The sequence below is a fragment of the Pseudomonas sp. GW821-FHT07F05 genome, from assembly GCF_059418765.1.
Window position 1 is genome coordinate 161,069 of sequence record NZ_JBWKQL010000006.1, and the last position, 16,735, is coordinate 177,803.

Annotated in this window: 16 protein-coding genes; 5 read left to right on the top strand and 11 right to left on the bottom strand. The window is 62.2% G+C overall.

Features of this window, described 5'->3' with window-relative positions; all coding sequences use genetic code 11:
- Window positions 1–66: 66 nt before the first annotated feature.
- Window positions 67–1,020 (bottom strand): alpha/beta hydrolase, encoded by a 954-nt coding sequence (locus tag AC07RO_RS15085; protein ID WP_495086407.1) that lies wholly within the window; start codon window positions 1,018–1,020, stop codon window positions 67–69.
- A gap of 164 nt (window positions 1,021–1,184) precedes the next feature.
- Window positions 1,185–1,865 (bottom strand): deoxyribose-phosphate aldolase, encoded by a 681-nt coding sequence (deoC, locus tag AC07RO_RS15090; RefSeq protein ID WP_495086408.1) that lies wholly within the window; start codon window positions 1,863–1,865, stop codon window positions 1,185–1,187.
- 130 nt (window positions 1,866–1,995) lie between these two features.
- On the opposite strand from deoC, the gene deoR reads away from it, so the two are divergent.
- Window positions 1,996–2,766, top strand: coding sequence for a DNA-binding transcriptional repressor DeoR (gene deoR, locus AC07RO_RS15095; protein ID WP_192175005.1), 771 nt, complete (start codon window positions 1,996–1,998; stop codon window positions 2,764–2,766).
- A 242-nt stretch (window positions 2,767–3,008) separates the two neighbouring features.
- Here deoR and AC07RO_RS15100 read toward each other — a convergent pair whose 3' ends face one another.
- The 5 genes from AC07RO_RS15100 to AC07RO_RS15120 form a co-directional block, all read right to left on the bottom strand.
- On the bottom strand, window positions 3,009–4,094 hold the full coding sequence (locus tag AC07RO_RS15100; RefSeq protein WP_495086409.1) for an aldose 1-epimerase family protein: 1,086 nt from the start codon (window positions 4,092–4,094) through the stop codon (window positions 3,009–3,011).
- The gene (gene fucP / locus AC07RO_RS15105) at window positions 4,091–5,422 is read right to left on the bottom strand and encodes an L-fucose:H+ symporter permease (RefSeq protein WP_495086410.1); all 1,332 of its coding nucleotides are present in this window, start codon (window positions 5,420–5,422) and stop codon (window positions 4,091–4,093) included. Before fucP ends, AC07RO_RS15100 begins: the two co-directional genes overlap by 4 nt.
- A gap of 68 nt (window positions 5,423–5,490) precedes the next feature.
- Entirely contained in the window at window positions 5,491–6,411 is a 921-nt protein-coding gene (rbsK, locus tag AC07RO_RS15110; RefSeq protein WP_346629626.1) for a ribokinase, read from the bottom strand.
- 487 nt (window positions 6,412–6,898) lie between these two features.
- On the bottom strand, window positions 6,899–7,849 hold the full coding sequence (locus AC07RO_RS15115) for a DUF979 domain-containing protein (RefSeq protein ID WP_495086411.1): 951 nt from the start codon (window positions 7,847–7,849) through the stop codon (window positions 6,899–6,901).
- Entirely contained in the window at window positions 7,846–8,574 is a 729-nt protein-coding gene (locus AC07RO_RS15120) for a DUF969 domain-containing protein (RefSeq protein ID WP_463583649.1), read from the bottom strand. The genes AC07RO_RS15115 and AC07RO_RS15120 overlap by 4 nt, the downstream gene beginning before the upstream one ends.
- A gap of 306 nt (window positions 8,575–8,880) precedes the next feature.
- On the opposite strand from AC07RO_RS15120, the gene AC07RO_RS15125 reads away from it, so the two are divergent.
- Complete coding sequence (locus AC07RO_RS15125; protein ID WP_495086412.1) at window positions 8,881–9,807, top strand: LysR family transcriptional regulator; 927 nt, start codon at window positions 8,881–8,883, stop codon at window positions 9,805–9,807.
- Between the two features lie 6 nt (window positions 9,808–9,813).
- On the opposite strand, the gene AC07RO_RS15130 is transcribed toward AC07RO_RS15125, so the two are convergent.
- On the bottom strand, window positions 9,814–10,701 hold the full coding sequence (locus tag AC07RO_RS15130) for a LysR family transcriptional regulator (protein WP_495086413.1): 888 nt from the start codon (window positions 10,699–10,701) through the stop codon (window positions 9,814–9,816).
- 119 nt (window positions 10,702–10,820) lie between these two features.
- Here AC07RO_RS15130 and AC07RO_RS15135 point away from each other — a divergent pair, with 119 nt between their 5' ends.
- Together AC07RO_RS15135 and AC07RO_RS15140 are read left to right on the top strand one after the other, a co-directional pair.
- A complete protein-coding gene (locus AC07RO_RS15135; protein ID WP_495086414.1) occupies window positions 10,821–11,309 on the top strand; it encodes a multidrug/biocide efflux PACE transporter in 489 nt (162 codons plus the stop codon).
- 119 nt (window positions 11,310–11,428) lie between these two features.
- On the top strand, window positions 11,429–11,866 hold the full coding sequence (locus tag AC07RO_RS15140) for a carboxymuconolactone decarboxylase family protein (protein ID WP_346628285.1): 438 nt from the start codon (window positions 11,429–11,431) through the stop codon (window positions 11,864–11,866).
- A 15-nt stretch (window positions 11,867–11,881) separates the two neighbouring features.
- Here AC07RO_RS15140 and AC07RO_RS15145 read toward each other — a convergent pair whose 3' ends face one another.
- Window positions 11,882–13,033: an MFS transporter gene (locus AC07RO_RS15145; protein ID WP_495086415.1), complete on the bottom strand. Its 1,152-nt coding sequence runs from the start codon at window positions 13,031–13,033 to the stop codon at window positions 11,882–11,884.
- 718 nt (window positions 13,034–13,751) lie between these two features.
- On the bottom strand, window positions 13,752–14,393 hold the full coding sequence (locus tag AC07RO_RS15150; protein ID WP_495086480.1) for an HD domain-containing protein: 642 nt from the start codon (window positions 14,391–14,393) through the stop codon (window positions 13,752–13,754).
- 304 nt (window positions 14,394–14,697) lie between these two features.
- On the opposite strand from AC07RO_RS15150, the gene rarD reads away from it, so the two are divergent.
- Window positions 14,698–15,582: an EamA family transporter RarD gene (gene rarD, locus AC07RO_RS15155; protein WP_495008984.1), complete on the top strand. Its 885-nt coding sequence runs from the start codon at window positions 14,698–14,700 to the stop codon at window positions 15,580–15,582.
- A 24-nt stretch (window positions 15,583–15,606) separates the two neighbouring features.
- Here rarD and zapE read toward each other — a convergent pair whose 3' ends face one another.
- Window positions 15,607–16,728, bottom strand: coding sequence for a cell division protein ZapE (zapE, locus tag AC07RO_RS15160; protein ID WP_495086416.1), 1,122 nt, complete (start codon window positions 16,726–16,728; stop codon window positions 15,607–15,609).
- Window positions 16,729–16,735 lie beyond the last annotated feature (7 nt).

A 16,735-nucleotide genomic window follows, 5' to 3' on the forward strand; every position in this document is an offset into this window, starting at 1 on the left:
GGCAGCGCTCGCGGCAGTGGACGGCAGGTACTTTGAGAGGACACCGGCCGCCGTCGTGAAAAAGGGCTAACCGGGCTGCTTGAGCAACGCCGCCGATGCATTGGACGCGTGCACCGCCGGAGGCTTCTCGTTGAGCAGGTTCTGGATCGCCTGGCTGTAGGCCTCGCGCCCCAGATTCATGCTGTTGTTGTGGTTGCCGCCCGGCACCATCAGCAGGTTCTTCGGCTCCTGCGCCGCGTCGAACAGCGCTTCGCTGAACTGCGGCGCGACGAACTGATCCGCCGTGCCATGCACGATCAGCACCGGCATATGCACGTCGGCGATCTTGTCGATGGAGTCGAATTTCTGCGAGACCAGCCAGCGCACCGGCAACGAGGTGCGTTTGCTGGCGACGGAGGACGCAGCGTCGGCGAGGTTGGTGAAGGTCGATTCGATGATCAGCCCCCGCGCCTGAATGGGCTCATCACCTTTTTGCGCATCCCGGCCCAGTTCGGCGGCGAGGTCGACCGCCACGGCGCCACCCAGCGAATGCCCGTAGATCAGGCGCTTTTGCGGGTCGGGTTGAATCTGCTTCAAGCGTGCCCAGGCAATGCGCGCGTCTTCATAAACCGACGCTTCCGACGGCAACTGGCCCTTGCTCTGGCCGAAGCCGCGGTAATCGATGGCGAGGATGGAAAACCCAAGCGCCCGCAGTTGTTCAATGCGGAACAACTGGCCGGTGAGGTTCCAGCGCGCGCCATGCAGATAAAGAATGGCGGGAGCGTCCTTCTTCTCCGAAGGCCACCACCATGCATGGATGTTCTGCCCGAGGCCGAACGATGGCCCCTTGAGTTCAAGCTCTTGCACGTCGGACGGCAGGCCGTGGTACCAGCTCGCCGTGCCGGGCTCGATCATGAAGACCAGTTCACGCTCCTTGTGCTGCAGCGCCGCGCAACCGACCGGCAGACCAACGACGATCAGCACCATGCACAGCCAGAAGAACCAGCGGGCCTTGAGCCGCGCCAGGGAGAATGTTCGCATTGAGAAAGGTGTCCGGTGCAGAAGTGAGTGCACCGGCAGTTTGCCAGTCATTGGCGGGGCGGGTCCTGCTCTTTTCGGCGAACGGCCTTCTGTCGAAACGCCGCCGCCTGATCGGGGACGGTGTCACGCCGCAGGCTGCACCGAAACCTGACTCCGCAGCTGAATCAGTAACCCGAGCCCGACGCCGCCGCACCACTGACGATCGCGATCCCGGAGCTGGTCCCCAGCCGCGTCGCGCCCGCTTCGATCATCGCCACGGCCGTCGCGTAATCGCGTACGCCACCGGACGCTTTCACGCCAACGCCCTGCCCCACGACCTTGCGCATCAGGGCGACGTCTTCCAGGGTCGCGCCGCTGCGGCTGAAGCCGGTGGAGGTCTTGACGAAGGCCACGTTGAGGTCACGGCAGATCTCGGCGGCGCGGTTTTTCTGCGCATCGTCCAGCAGGCAGGTTTCGAAGATCACCTTCAGCGGCACCGCGCCACAGGCATCTTTGACGGCAGCGATATCGTCGCGCACGTCGTCAAACAGGCCGTCTTTTAACCAGCCGATGTTCAGGACCATGTCGATCTCGCCCGCGCCAGCGGCGATGGCCTGCTTCGCCTCGAAAGCCTTGGTGTCGCTCAGCCCGGCGCCCAACGGGAAACCGACCACGGCGCAGACCTTGACGGCCTGGCCTTCCAGCAACGAGGCGGCATAGGGCACCTGGCCAGAATTCACGCACACCGAATAGAATCCGTGCTCCTGCGCCTCGCGGCACAGCGTGGCGATCTGCTCGCGGCTGGCGTCGGCGGCCAGCAAAGTGTGGTCGATGTACTGGGCGAGTGCTGCGGGTTCGATCTTCATGGCCAATCGGTTCCTGATAGTGAGGCGGTAACCAGCGACACGCTTTAAGCTTCATGCCTGAGCGCATCATTCTATGTTGTAAATATAACAATGAATGTTATTTTTTTACCATATCCATTCGACAATCGGAATGCCCGTGGACAGTAAAAAATCCGACCGTATCAAGTTGATCCAGCAAGCCCTGCAAGATCAGAAGGCCATTCACCTGAAGGAAATGGCCGCCCTGCTGGACGTTTCGGAGATGACCCTGCGTCGCGACCTGACCCGGCACCCCGACAAATTCCACCTGTTGGGTGGGCATATCACCCTGGCGTTTGATCCGTCAGAGGCCAGTGATTACAAAGTCACGGAACAAGGCACCCGCCACGTCGAGGAAAAGCGCCGGGTCGGCAAGCTCGCCGCAGCGTTCATTCAACCCGGCGACACGGTATTTTTCGACTGCGGCACGACGATCCCTTTCGTCATCGACTTCATCCCGGACGAGCTGGAATTCACTGCGGTGTGCAATTCCCTCAACGTCCTGCTCAAGCTGCAGCAGAAGCCTAACTGCTCCATCGTGCTGTGCGGCGGCACCTTTCATCGCAAGAATCAGGTGTTCGAGCACCACAGCGAAGCGACCATTCTCGACGGCATCCGCCTGACCTGGGCATTCGTGTCAGCGGCCGGGGTCAGCGACGAGCTGGGCGTGACCTGCTTCAACTTCAACGAAGTGGAGGTCAAGCAAAAGGTCCTGCGCCAGGCCCGGCACTGTATGTTGCTGGCCGATCATTCCAAATTTGATGCCGTGCGCACGGCGCATTTCGCCACGTTGCAGGACTTTCATGTGGTGGTGAGCGACAAGAAGCTGCCCAAGGTTTATCGGGATTTGATTGAGGGGTATGGGGCGCGGTGGGTGGTGTAATCGGCCCTGAATGTGTGTCGCCTGCGCCATTGCATTCGTGAGCAAGCTCACTCCCACCGGGTCGATGTCTATCCGCAGATAAGGCAGCGACCCACGCAACGGTGGTCGCTGCCTGATCACCGATTCAGCAGCACGAGCAAGTCAACGCCCACAGGGTGTCGCGTACAGCCGGATTCCCGCGTCGGATACAACATTTGTGGGAGCGACCGGGGTGGCGCTCCACCTTGCTCGCGAAGAGTCCTTCAGCGTTTCAACCCGTTTTCCAGCTGCAACACCTCTTCAGCCCCCAGATAGCCCGTCGTCACGCTAAAAGACGCGCTCTCCCCCGCACCCAGCTGACGCACATTCCCTTTGGCCTTTTCCGCCAGATACCCCTCGGGCTCACAGGTCGCCGGCAGCACAAACGCGGCCACCTGCTGATCAGCGTTGTGCAGGATCCAGCGCGCCGCATGATCGAACTGCGCCGGCTGATAGCGCGTGTAGAACGCCGGGCCTTCCGGGTGCTTGAGCAGGAAATGCGCATGGCCCTGGGCGTCCGCGTGCACGCCGTCGAAGAAGCAGACAATCTCCGGATCGTACAACTCAGGCGTGTTCAGGCTCTCCAGACGCGAAGGGTCTTCCGTCAGTTCGGCCATGTACGCCGACCACGCCGGCGTCGGCTTGACGTGGGCCGGCACGCTGCTGCGAACCCGCGTGCGCGCCATGCCCAATGGCTCGACGAAACGTGCGCCGTCGACGTAGGCGTAGTTCATGTGCGCCATATACATCAGCTCCATCGGCTTGCCGGCCAGGTTGCGCACGTCCATGCCGATGTCGAACAGCGCCGAACCCGGGCGCAAGGTCACGCTGGGCCTGGCGCGATAGTGGTCGCCAAAGCCCATCACGTATTCGTACTCGCCGCCGATGCGCAGAAACCCGCCGCCCGCGTCCTCGCCGGCTTCCAGCCAGGCACTGTCCATCGGCGCGCAGGGCATTTCACCGTGCAGCGGATGATCGTCTTCCGGCGTCGGGCAGCCGTTGCGCAAAATCCCGCTGTGGAACATGAAGCAGCCGTAGGTGCCGATCACCGTCGGGCTCGGGCGTGGCTGCTCGAACATGTTGCGCATGGTCAGGTCGCAGCCATCGAAGACCGCCGACCAGATCATTTGCCCCTGATACGGCAGCACCACTACCCGACCGCGATCGTTCTCCAGCGCCACGGCTTTCACGCCGCTGGGATAGGTCCAGGCCAGCACACGAAAGTCCGCGGATTCAAGCAGCGTCTTTTCGTCGCCACTGAACAGCTCCGGGTACAGCGCAATCGTGGTGCGCTTTTCGGCCGTTCTCATGATGCCGTCACCGCGCCCACCGGTGCCTGGGCCGGCAGCGGATCGCGCATGCATTTGATGGCGTAGGCGACGATCGCGACGAAGCACAGCAGTGGCACGGTGTAGGCGACCTGCATGTTTCCGCCGGTGGCGTCGGAGAGCAGGCCCTGGAAGATCGGCATCACGCCGCCGCCCACAATACTCATCACCAACAGCGAACCGCCGACACCGGTGTCTTCGCCCAGACCGTCGATGGTCAGGCCATAAATGGTCGGCCAGCATGGGCCCAGGAAAATACTCACGCCAACGGCCGCGTACACCGCGCTGATGTTAGGCACCAGAATCGTGTAGGCCAGCAGCACGATGGCCAGCACGCCGTAGATCGCCAGCACTTTGGCCGGGGACATTTTGCGCATCAGCAGGTTGGCGATCATCTTGCCGACGAAGTAGGCGGCGAAGGTGGTTAGCAGGAACCACGAGGCACTGCGTTCGTTCATCCCGCCCATCTGCATCGCCAGGCGAATGGTGAAACTCCACACGCCGACTTGCGCGCCCACGTACAGAAACTGCGCCAGCACGCCGAAGGTGAAGCGCGGGTTGCGCCACAGACGCGACAGGCTCTGACCGATGCTGCTCGATTTAACGTTGGCCGTGACCTTGCCCTTGCACGCCGGAAACTTGGTGAACGCGATTAGCACGAACATCAGCACCAGCACCGCGATCATCCATTTGTACGGCAGCAGCGTCGACTGGATCATCTGCAGTTGCTGGACTGCGGCTTCCGAGGCGCTCATCTGCGTCAACTGCTCGCGGGTGGCGTCGGTGTCCTTGAACATCACGAAGCTGCCGACGTACACGCCGGTCATCGCGCCGAACGGGTGGAACGTCTGGGAGATGTTCAGGCGGCGGGTGCCGGTTTCACGCGGGCCCATCAGCGTCGAGTAGGTGTTGCAGGCGGTTTCGAGGAAGGCCAGGCCGGCCGCGATGACGAACAGCGCCATCAGGAACATGCCGTATTTGGCCATCGACGCTGCGGGAAAGAACAGCGAGCAGCCCGCCATGTACAGCACCAGACCGATGAGGATGGTGGTCTTGTAGCTGAAACGTCTGACGACCATCGCCGCAGGAATCGCCACGAAGAAGTAACCGAGGTAGAACGCCGATTGCACGAAGGAGGTCTGCACATCGCTGAGCAGGAAGGCTTTCTTGAAGTGGGCGATGAGCACGTCGTTCATGCTCGCGGCCGCTGCCCACAGCGCGAAGCAGCAGCACAGCAGCAGGAAGGCGAACCACGGCGTGCGGTTCAGGTAGAACCCGTCCGGTGATTGTTGGAGCGCGGGCTTTGTCATTGTTGTTCTCCGGGAAGTACAGGAAATACCCCGCCCCACCGATCAGGCGATCGGCAGGGCGCGGCGGCTCAAAGGGTGTCGAGAAAGTGACTGAACGCGGCAGCGTCCGGGTAGGAACTCTGGGTGCCGAGGCCGGTGACCGAGCAGGCGGAATAGGCCACCGCGCGGGTCATGGCGTTGCGCATGTCGCCGTCTTCGCTCCAGTGGCGGGCGAAGCAACCAATGAACGCGTCGCCGGCGCCCGTGGTGTCGCGGGCATCGACCTTGATGCCTTCGACGCGAAATTCGCCTTCTTCGCCGACGTACAGCGCGCCCTTTTCACCCAGGGTGACGATGACGTGACGAATCCCGTCCTGCACCAGCTGCAGGGCGGCCGCGCGGGCGGATTCGATGGAGTCGACAGTCTGGCCAGTGATCAACGCCAGTTCGGTTTCGTTGGGAATGAAGAAGTCCAGCTGTGACAGGTGCTCGCGGCTCAATCCCTTCACGGCAGGCGCAGGGTTGAGCAGCACCGGAATGCCGTTGGCCTTGGCGAAATCGATCGCGTAGTAGACGGTTTCCAGCTCGATTTCCAGTTGCAGCACGATGAGCGTGCAGTCGCGCAAGGCGGCCTGGGCAGCGTCGATGTCCGCAGGTTTCAGGTGCGCGTTGGCGCCTTTGACGATGAGGATGCTGTTGTGGGAATCGCTTTGCACGAAGATCGGCGCCACGCCGCTGGAGACGCCGGGAACGCGCTGGACGAACTGGGTATCGATGCCATAACGCTTGAAATTGGCCAGGGTGTTGTCGGCAAACATGTCGTCGCCGACCTTGCTCAGCATCAACACGTCAGCGCCCAGCTTGGCCGCCGCAACCGCCTGATTGGCGCCCTTGCCGCCGCAGCCCATGGCGAAATTCGGTGCTTCGAGGGTCTCGCCCTGCGCCGGCATCCGGTCGATGTAGGTGATCAAATCCACCATGTTGCTGCCGATGACCGCGATCTTGTTCATGTGTGTGAGTACCTTGTTCACGCGCCGGGCCCGAAAGACGGGCCACCTTCGCGGTTTTATTTTTGTTATTTAAATAACATTTTGTGTGACTATTCAACCTATTTCTTCCGAGGCGGACATGCGGCTTGGCGCCCGACACACATGTCGTTCAAAGGAAGCGGGTTGGAAGCCCTGAGGCAGAGGGTTTGCAGCCACTGGTCGTACAGACCATGGATTCGCGCAAACGTTTGCGATGAGGAGCAGACAATGCCGAATTTGAACTGTGGGAGCGAGCTTGCTCGCGAAGAGGCTGGGGCATCCGATACAACTGCGGCGGCTGAACTACCGCCTTCGCGAGCAAGCTCACTCCCACAGGTGGGTGTTCACTCCCCAGCCTCGTGGCGCCTGCACGCCAGTGGATTTGCTGAATAAAATGGCGATCAACCGAGGTAGCGCGCTTGCCCGCGAAAGCCTGCGGGCCTGGCGCTGATACCACATCAGGAAATAACTACATCAGGAAATACAGCAGCAGAATATTCGCCACCAGCATCCCCAGTGCGGTGGGGATTTGCGCTTTGATCACCGCGTACTTGTCGGGCAATTCCAGCAGGGCTGCGGGAATCAGGTTGTAGTTCGCGGCCATCGGCGTCATCAGCGTGCCGCAGTAGCCCGAGAACATCCCGATCGCGGCCATGACCGCCGGGTTGGCGCCGTACATGCCCACCAGCACCGGCACGCCGATGCCGCCGGTCATCACCGGAAACGCCGCGAAACCGTTGCCCATGACGATGGTGAACAGCGCCATGCCGAGCACATACACCATCACCGCGACGAGGCGAAAATCCAGGTTGATGTAAGCCGTTGCCAGATGCGCCACGGCCTTGCCGACGCCCGCGTCATTGAACACCAGCCCGAGCATCGCCAGCATCTGCGGCAGCACGAGCGCCCAACCCAGCGCTTCGGTCAGGCGCCGCGATTCGCGCATGGCCTGCACCGGCGTGTCGCGGGTCAGCCAGCAGGCCAGAGCCAACGCCACCAGACTGCCAATGCCCAGGGACACGAAGGTGCTGTTGGCCGGGTCCAGCAGAAAGACGTCGCCAACCTTGATGTTCTTCAGCAGCACCGCGCCAATCACCGTCACCAGAGGAATCGCCAGCGCCGGAATGAACAGCTTGTTCTTCAAGCGCCCTGCACTCTCCCGCCGCGCCCGGTCGTTGAGGTTCTCATGCTGACCAAAACCCACGCCGCCGAACCCGGCGATCACCGCCATGACGATCACGCCGACGCCCACCCACACCGGCGGCAGCTTCTCGCCGACCAGAAACGCAATGGCGAACAGGCCCCAGAACAGTCCCGTTGACCAGCGTTTGGGATTGGTCCGATCGGTCGCAGTCATGAACGCGGTGATCGCCAGGATCACGCCCGCCAGCCAGTACAGGTATTGAATGGAAATGATCATCGCGCCAGCTCCTTGTCGACAGCGGAGGCCGGCGGCAGCGCCGTCAGCTCACGGTTCAGACGCTGATCGAAACGGTGCAGGCGGATGGCGTGGATGACGAACGCGCAGATGGCTGTCGGGATCCCCCAAAAGGCGATGTGCATCGGGTCGACATCAATGCCGGAGCCGAGCAGGAAGGTGTGCATCAGCGCAATCGCACCGAAGGCGACGAAGATGTCTTCACCGAAGAACAGCCCGACATTGTCGGTCGCCGCGCACAACGCCAGCAGCTTGATGCGCAATGCCTCGGGCAGCTTGCCGAAGCGGGATTCAGCGGCGCCTTCGGCCATGGGCGCGAGCAACGGCCGCACCATCTGCGGGTGGCCGCCGAGGCTGGTCAGCCCCAGGGCTGCGGTGGTTTCGCGCACAAAGAGATACGCGATCAACAAGCGTCCGGCCGTGGCACCGGTGAACCGGGCGATCCAGTTCTGCGCATGCAGACGCAGGCCGTGGCGCTCCAGCAAACCGATCACCGCCAGGGGCAAGAGGATGATCAACGGCAGCGTGCGGGTTTTGATGAAGCCCGTGCCGATGGTCGCCAAAATGGTCTCCGGCGGCATACTCGCGGCAAGGCCGGTGGCCAGGGCGGCGAGCGCCACGACCAGCATCGGGTTGAAACGCAGGACGAAGCCCAGAACGATGACCAGCACGCCAAGCAGCGGCCAGAGGTTAATAGCGGTTTGCATGATGGGGTTCTCGTTGGCAGTGGCGGTACCTTGCTGGGGCACGAATGAGGAACGTGTTCGAGGAACGAGCGGTCGCGGCGCCTGTGCTTAACGAATTGACAGTGCCGCTGCCCCATGGCACCGCAGTCAACGCCGGGGCGTCCAACGGGAAAAACCCGCTATGGCCCATAAGATTTTCTGTTGCCGGGGTGGCATGCAACCTGCTGTTCCAGTGCTCAGTCTGCACAGGTCGTGCCTGCAACGCTGTGACGCTCCCCTGTCATCACGTAGGTGCGCCGGCGCCCAATTGCTCAAGGAAATCCGTCGGTGAATCTCAAGTTTCTGGAAACCTTCGTCTGGGTCGCGCGGCTGAAAAGCTTTCGTCTGACGGCGGAAAAACTGTTCAGCACCCAAGCCTCCATCTCCAGCCGCATCGCCGCGCTGGAGGACGAAATGGGCGTGCGGCTTTTCGTCCGGGATTCCAGGGGCGTGTCGCTGACGCAAGAAGGAGCGCGCGTGCTCGAATACGCCGAGCACATCATGGACACGATGCAAAGCATGAAAGCGGCGATCAAAGACCCCAGCCAGGTGCGCGGCCGCATCCGCATCGGCGCCATGGATACGGTGATACACACCTGGCTCAGCCCCCTGGTAACACGCCTGATGAAGTGTTACCCGAATCTGGAAATCGAGCTCACCGCCGAGACCGCCAGCAACCTCTGCTCGCAGCTGGAAAAGGGTTATCAGGACATCATTTTCCAGACCGACGTGCTGCGTTTCGACAGCGTGCGCAACGCGGTGCTGGCGCGTTATCCCCTGCGCTGGGTTGTGCCGACCGGCTCGGCATTCGACCGCCCGGACGTGACCCTGGAAGAAATCGCCGAAGCGCGCATCGTCACGTTCTCGCGCAATTCGCGGCCGCACCAGGACATCCTCAACATGCTGCACACCGCCAACATCGTCACGCCACGGATCAACTGCGTGAACTCGGCGTCAGCCATTACCCGGCTGGTGCGCGACGGCTTCGGCATCGGCGCGCTGCCGGTGACGCTGGTGCATGGGGAACTGGCCCAGGGCGCGTTGACGCTGATCGAGAACGTCCCGCTGCCGCCGCTGATGGACATCGTCGCCAGCTGGCGCACCGGCGCGGGAATGGAGCTGGTGGAAGACATCGTCAGCCTGACCCGCGAGGTCGTGAGCGCCTTTGCTCAGGAAATGCCGGAGGGGTTTGTGCTGGAAGGCAGACCGGGGTGAGCCGGATCAATACCCTCCTCGCCCCTCCAGCAACGTGTCCAGCAACCAGGTCCCGGCCGGTCCCAGGCTTTTTTGCCGGGACCAGATCACGTCGACCGCCGAGCTGCGCGGCCAACCCGGCACTTTAAGTTCCTTCAACCGGTCCTGCCCGCAGGTGCTGACCAGCCAGCGCGGCAGCGCCGACCAGCCGAATCCGAAGATCGCCATGTCCATCAACAGCAGGTAATTGGGCGCTGACCAGCTACGCCGCGCGCCGCTGGGCAGGTCGTCGGTGGGCACGCTCTCGTCGACGATGGTGTTCAGGCGCAACGCCCGATGCTGCGCGAGATGGCGGTAATCGACGGCTTCTTCTGCGGCCAACGGGTGGCTGTGGGACACGAAGATGCCGAAGTCCGCGCGCTCGACGATGGTCGCGTAGCCCACTTCCGGCGGGTACGACGCCTGGGCGGACAGCAGACCCAACGACGCGCGACCGCTCTGGATCAAGTTGATCGCGTCGCCGTGTTCGGCAAACACGCACTCCAGTTCCAGCTCCGGAAAGCGCTGATCGAGTTCGGTCATGCGCGCCTGGAATTCGGCGAACTGGTTCGCGTCGGACAGCACCAGCGTCAAGCGCGGCTCCATGCCGTCGGCCAGACGCCCCGCCGCGCGGCGCAATGTGTCGGACGCCGCGAGCACGTCCTCGATGCGCCCTTCCAGCGCCCTGCCCGCTTCGGTGAGCGCCGGATGGCGGGTCGAGCGGTCAAACAGTTCCAGGCCCAGGTCGATCTCCAGCCGCGAAATGGCCTCGCTGATGGTCGACTGGCTCTTGCCCAGGCGCCGGGCGGCGGCGCTGAACGAACCCAGCGCGATGGTCTGGGCAAACGCTTCAAGTGCTTCGGGTGAATAGCTCACGGGTGATACCTCTGAGGCGCATGCGACGTCGCCATCGGTTTTTCCGATGGGACCGATTTTCACTCTAGCCCATCGCGCCCCGACAATGCACACCTGCCCGCGACAAAGTGATCACCGCCATGCCTCTGCACACCCTCACGCCCCCCAAGACCGCGAAGCCGGTCGTTGCGCCGAAATCCGTCAAAGAACGCGCCCTGCATGCGCTGCTGTTCGAGCTCATCGGCGTGCTGATGTTCGCGCCCGGGCTGGCCTGGGTGCTCGGCCAGGCCATCGGCAAGATGGGCGCGATGACGGTGATGATTTCCACGGTCGCCATGCTCTGGAACATGGTCTTCAACGCCGGGTTCGACCGTCTGCGCGCACGGTTGGGTTTCGTCCTGAATTTCAAGGCGCGGGCGCTTCATGCCATCGGCTTTGAAGCGGGACTGATTTTCCTGGTGGTGCCGATGGTGGCGTGGTGGTTGTCGGTCACATTGCTGGAAGCCTTCCTGCTGGACATCGGTCTGGTGCTCTTGTATCTGCCGTACACGATGCTGTTCAACCTGGCCTACGACGGTGTCCGCGAGCGTCTGCTCGCCCGTCCCCAGCCATGCGCTGCTGATCGATAGCGGCACAATTGGTCTCCCCTAAACCTCCTTCATTGGCTATTCGGCGTGCGACGGTGCCGACGTAAGATTTCGCCACGTCCAGCGGCTATAGCCGGCAACCTTTGAAAGAGAGCACTGACATGAACCACCGAATCAACTGGGCCCAGAAATCGCCGGAAGCCTACAAAGCCATGGTCGGCCTGGAGACAGCGCTGAGTAAATCCGGCCTGGATCATTCGCTGCTGGAGCTGATCCGTCTGCGGGCGTCGCAGCTCAACGGCTGTGCATATTGCGTCAATATGCACGCCAATGACGCACGCAAGGCCGGCGAAACCGAGGCCCGTCTGCAAACCCTCAGCGTGTGGGAAGAAACCGAATTCTTCACCGAGAAAGAAAAAGTCGTACTCGCCTGGGTCGAAAGCCTGACCCTGCTGCCCGTGCACCGCGCGCCGCAACATCAGTACGAAGCGTTGCTCAAGCACTACAGCGAAGCCGACGTGGTCAACATTACTTTGGCCGCCGCCACCATCAACGCCTGGAATCGCTTCGGCGTGGGCTTTGCGATGATGCCGAGCTGATTCCCCTTATTGACCTCACACCCGCAAGAACCGTCCGCTGACCGCCACACCCAGCAGCATCACGGCGATGATCATGAACGCCGCACCGAGGCTGCTGAGGTGGGCGACGAACCCGATCCCGGCCGGCCCCATCAAAATGCCGATGTAGCCCAGCGTGGTGATCGCCGGCACTGCCACGTTCTCCGGCATGGTTTTCTGCCGACCGACCGCGCTGTAAAACACCGGCACGATGTTGGAACAGCCGATTCCCACCAGCGCGTAGCCGCACAGCGCCGCTTGCCAGACCGGGATCAACGTCGCAACGGTCATCCCGGCGGCCGCGCACAGCCCGCCAAACAGGATGATTTTGTGCACACCGAGGCGCCGGACAATCGGATCGCCGCACAGACGCCCGATCGCCATGGCCAGCGCGAATACCGCATAACCGAATCCTGCGTAGGACGGTTCGACGCCGCGCTGGGCGCTGAGGAACACCGCACTCCAGTCGAGCATCGCGCCTTCGGTGAGAAACACCGTGAAGCACATCAAACCGATGAACAGCACCACGCCGCGAGGGATGGCAAACGCCGGGCCGCCCGGTTCGCTGCCGTACGGCAACAAGTGGGGCGCGGCTTTGTACAGCGCGATCGCGATGAACAACGCAACGACGGCCATTGCCAGCCACGGCCAGACGCCAACGCTCAACAACGCCGAAACCCCCGCCGCGCCCACAATCCCGCCGCAACTGAACAGCCCGTGAAACCCGGACATCATGGTCTTGCCGCTGGCCCGCTCGACGATGATCGCCTGAATGTTGGTCACACACCCCAGCGCACCCATGCTCGCGCCGTAGACAAACAGCGTGGCGACCATCAGCGGCACCGAGCTGAGGCTGGCCAATAGAGGCAGGCACACACAGGCGATCACGCCCGTCATCACGATCAAACGCCGACAGCCATAACGCACCGTCATCGCCCCGGCTAACGGCATGGAAACGATCGAGCCAATGCCCAGACACAACAGCAACAACCCGAGGCCGGCGTCGTCCAGACCCAAACGGCTTTTCGCATAAGGCACCAGCGGCGCCCAGGCCGACATGCTGAACCCGGTGACAAAAAAAGCGATCCGCGTCGAGAACTGCTCCAGCCGCCCCGGTACCACGGGCGCTGCGGTGCTGATGGAAGTCATTGCCGCTCCGTTGAATGCTTGGACGGGGACAGATTCATTTACGGTGAAGCGCTGTAAATAAATCAGTCCCCTCGAAATAGGGACCAGCCTAACAAAGCTTGAAACAATGCCGAAGAAGGGATGTTGAAGGAAGTGGCCTCAGGAACGCCTCACTCGCCCTCGAAGACATCGACGCGGAGCGTCAAAGGATGCATTCCCACGCGGAGCGTGGGAACGATCGATTGCTTCAGTGGGACCGGCTTCAGCCGGGAAAGAGGCCTGTGCCTACACCCATCATTTTGCAGCGCGGCGCCCGACGCCTTCCCGGCTAAAGCCGGTCCCACTATTCGAACGCGCACGTCGTAGGACCGTCTTCAGCCGGGAAGCAGTTGATCTGCTCCGCGCTTTTGATCTTGATCTTCAAACACAAAAATTCCAGACACCGCAAAACGCGACTTGGGTGCAGGCTGAACGCAGACGACGCGCAGTGGGCCGTGCCGCATGGATGCGGCGAGAGCGCCGTCAGGACATGGATGTCCGTTCGGCGCGGGCCCACGGAGCGTCGTCGGAGTGAGGGTATTCCGACGAAGGAGGAACCCAACCAGGAGCAAGCACCCTTGGTTACTTGGGGTGCTTTTCCAAGTAACTCGCCGAAGGCGAAACCCGAGGCCGTTAGGCCGACGCCCTTGATCTTGATCTTGATCTTGATCTTGATCTTGATCTTGATCTTGATGAGGGATCACGCCTTCCAAGGCGACTGCCGAATAATCTCCACAAAATTCAGCGGCTTGAACGTCGGATCCTCATCCACCAACACATCCGCATTCACCGTACCAAACGTCGTGTCCGGCTTATGCCGAAACCCACCAGCAAACGCACACAAAATGCACCCCTTGAAATCCTCCCCGCGCGGGTGAGCATGGGTCACCACCTCCCGCTGCTCATCGCTGAACTCCCCATAATTGATCCCCAACACATCCATCTCCACGCCCGCCGTCACCAACGCCACGTTCGGCCGCAAATGCTCCGGCACGCCCGGCGTCGTGTGCAGCGCAATCGACAACCACACCTGCTCCACATCCCCCTCGGACAACCCAAAGGGCTGCATGAACGCCCGCGCCGCATTGGCCGAATCCACCTCGAAACGCAGGTCCGCACTGCGATGCCGCTCCACCAGCCCCACGTCATGAAACATCGCCCCGACGTAAAGCTGCTCGGCGTCATATTTCAGCCCCTTGCGCTCCCCCGTCAGCGCCCCCCACAAAAACACCCGGCGCGAGTGATGGAACAGCAAATCGTCCTCCTGCTCGCGGATGTACTCGGTCGTAGCGCGGGCCAGCGCGCTGTCGGGGATCTTGATGCCAGCAATTGATTGAGTCATGGGAAGTCTCTCCAGCGGCCGCGCCGGTGTGGCGCGTTGAAGAGAAGTCTGGGCGACAGCGCATACCGGCTCAATCGGCACGCGGTCTCGATCTCTGCCAAACGTACATCGTTTACTGCCAACCCACCTGCGGTTTACCAGATTGCTGCGGACCGCCCGCCTGACCTCGGATAAACTCTGCGCCGTTGCAGTGCGCTACGCCTCAAAAAGCGCTTTAAAAAGTGCCCTCAAAGCGCGCCGTCAGAGCCCGCCGATCAAAGCATTCCTGCACCCACACCCAATGCATCGAAAACAAGGAGCCCCCGTGTACAAGGGCGTTGCGTTATCGGTCATGGCCTCCTGCCTGTTCGCGGTCATGTACTACTACACCTCACTCCTCACGCCGTTGAGCGGTGAAGAAATCTTCGGTTGGCGCATGCTGCTGACCCTGCCCTGCGTGACCCTGTTCATGCTCTCCAGCGGCGACTGGAGACTGGCCCGCGCCCTCGGCGTCCGGGTGCGCCAGACGCCTGCATTGCTGGCGGGCATGGCGCTGTCGGCGACGTTGATGGGCGCGCAGTTGTTGCTGTTCATGTGGGCGCCGCTGCACGGCCGCAGTCTGGAGGTGTCGCTCGGGTATTTTCTCCTGCCGCTGACCATGATCCTCACCGGACGCGTGGTGTACGGCGAGCACCTGTCGCACCTGCAGAAAATCGCCGCCTGCTGCGCGCTGGTTGGTGTGGGCAACGAGCTGCTGCGCCTGGGCAGTTTTTCCTGGGAAACCCTGGTCGTCTGCCTGGGTTATCCGCTGTACTTCGTGCTGCGGCGCAAGCTCAAGACCGACAACCTCGGCGGTCTGTGGTGGGACATGCTGCTGATCCTGCCCGTCGCCGTGCTGTTCATCTGCCAGGGCAACCCGTCGGTGGTGGAACAATTCCCACGCTTTTATGTGCTGATTCCGGTGTTGGGGGCGATCAGTGCGTCGGCCCTGGTCAGCTACATTCTCGCCAGCCGCCTGCTGGCGTTCAGCGTGTTCGGCCTGCTGAGCTACGTCGAGCCGGTGCTGCTGGTCGGTGTCGCCCTGCTGCTGGGCGAATCCATCGGCCGCGACGAATGGATGACCTACCTGCCCATCTGGCTGGCGGTCATGGTCCTGGTGGGGGAAGGCGCCAAGCATGTGTTGGCCCAGCGCCGACGCAACAGCGTGTGAATTGAAGTTTGCGTCTTAGCAGCGTTAATGACCGAACCGCGCCAGCTGCATCTCCTGCAAGCGGCTCAGCGTGCGTCGAAACGCGAACGCCAGATAGCCTTCGGTATACAGCTCGGCCATCGGCATCGCGGCTTCGATGTACAGCGGCACCTTGCGGTCATAGCACTCGTCCACCAGCGCAATGAAACGCCGCACGCCATCGTCATAGGGCGACAGCTGCGGCAGTTCGCGGTCCCCCGCGGTGACCTGTTCAACGCCATCCTCGGTACCACGGGCAATGCGCCCCTCGCGCTGGGGTGCGCTCAACGCCGGCACTTCACTCAACAAAACGGCCTTGTAGCGATCGCACAGCTCAATGAAATCCATCGCTGCCAGCGGTTGCTCGCACACGTCGGCATAGCGGCACCAGATCACCGTTCGACTGCTGCGCACCACCGGCACATGGCGACGACCCAGCGGCACCGGCTGAATCGACACCGACTCACCGCTGCTCAATGTCTCGAACACCTCGACCAACGCGCTCGGCCCCTGCTCCGCCTTCACCCAGTAGCGCTGCTGCGCCTGACCGGGATGCAGCCGGTGGTCCTCGCCGCCGTCGACCGACACCACCTCCATGAACTGGTTGATCGCCGTGATCGCGGGCACGAAACGCTCGCGATTATGACCCGTGGCGTACAGCTGTTCGGGCAATTGATTGGACGTGCAGACCACCACCACGGCCTCATCAAACATGGCGCGCAACAGGCCGCCGAGAATCACCGCATCACCGATGTCGTTGACGAACAACTCGTCGAAGCACAACACGCGCACGTCCTGGGCCAGTTCCCGGGCCAGCACCTGCAGCGGTTTGGCCACGCCGGTGAGCTGGAACAGGCGTTGATGCACCCATCGCATGAAGTGATGAAAATGCTGGCGCCGGGCCGGGACCTGCAGGCTGTCGTAAAAACGGTCCATGAGCCAGGTCTTGCCGCGCCCCACCGGGCCCCACAGGTAAACGCCTTTGACCGCGGCGCCACGCTTGCCGTCATTCAGCGCCTGCCAGCACGCCTGCAAGTGCAGCGCGGCATTGCGCTGCGCCTCGTCCGGCTGAAAACCCTGGGCATCAACGGCCTGCTGCCAGGCCTCAAGTGGAGACAGAACGGTCATCAAAACG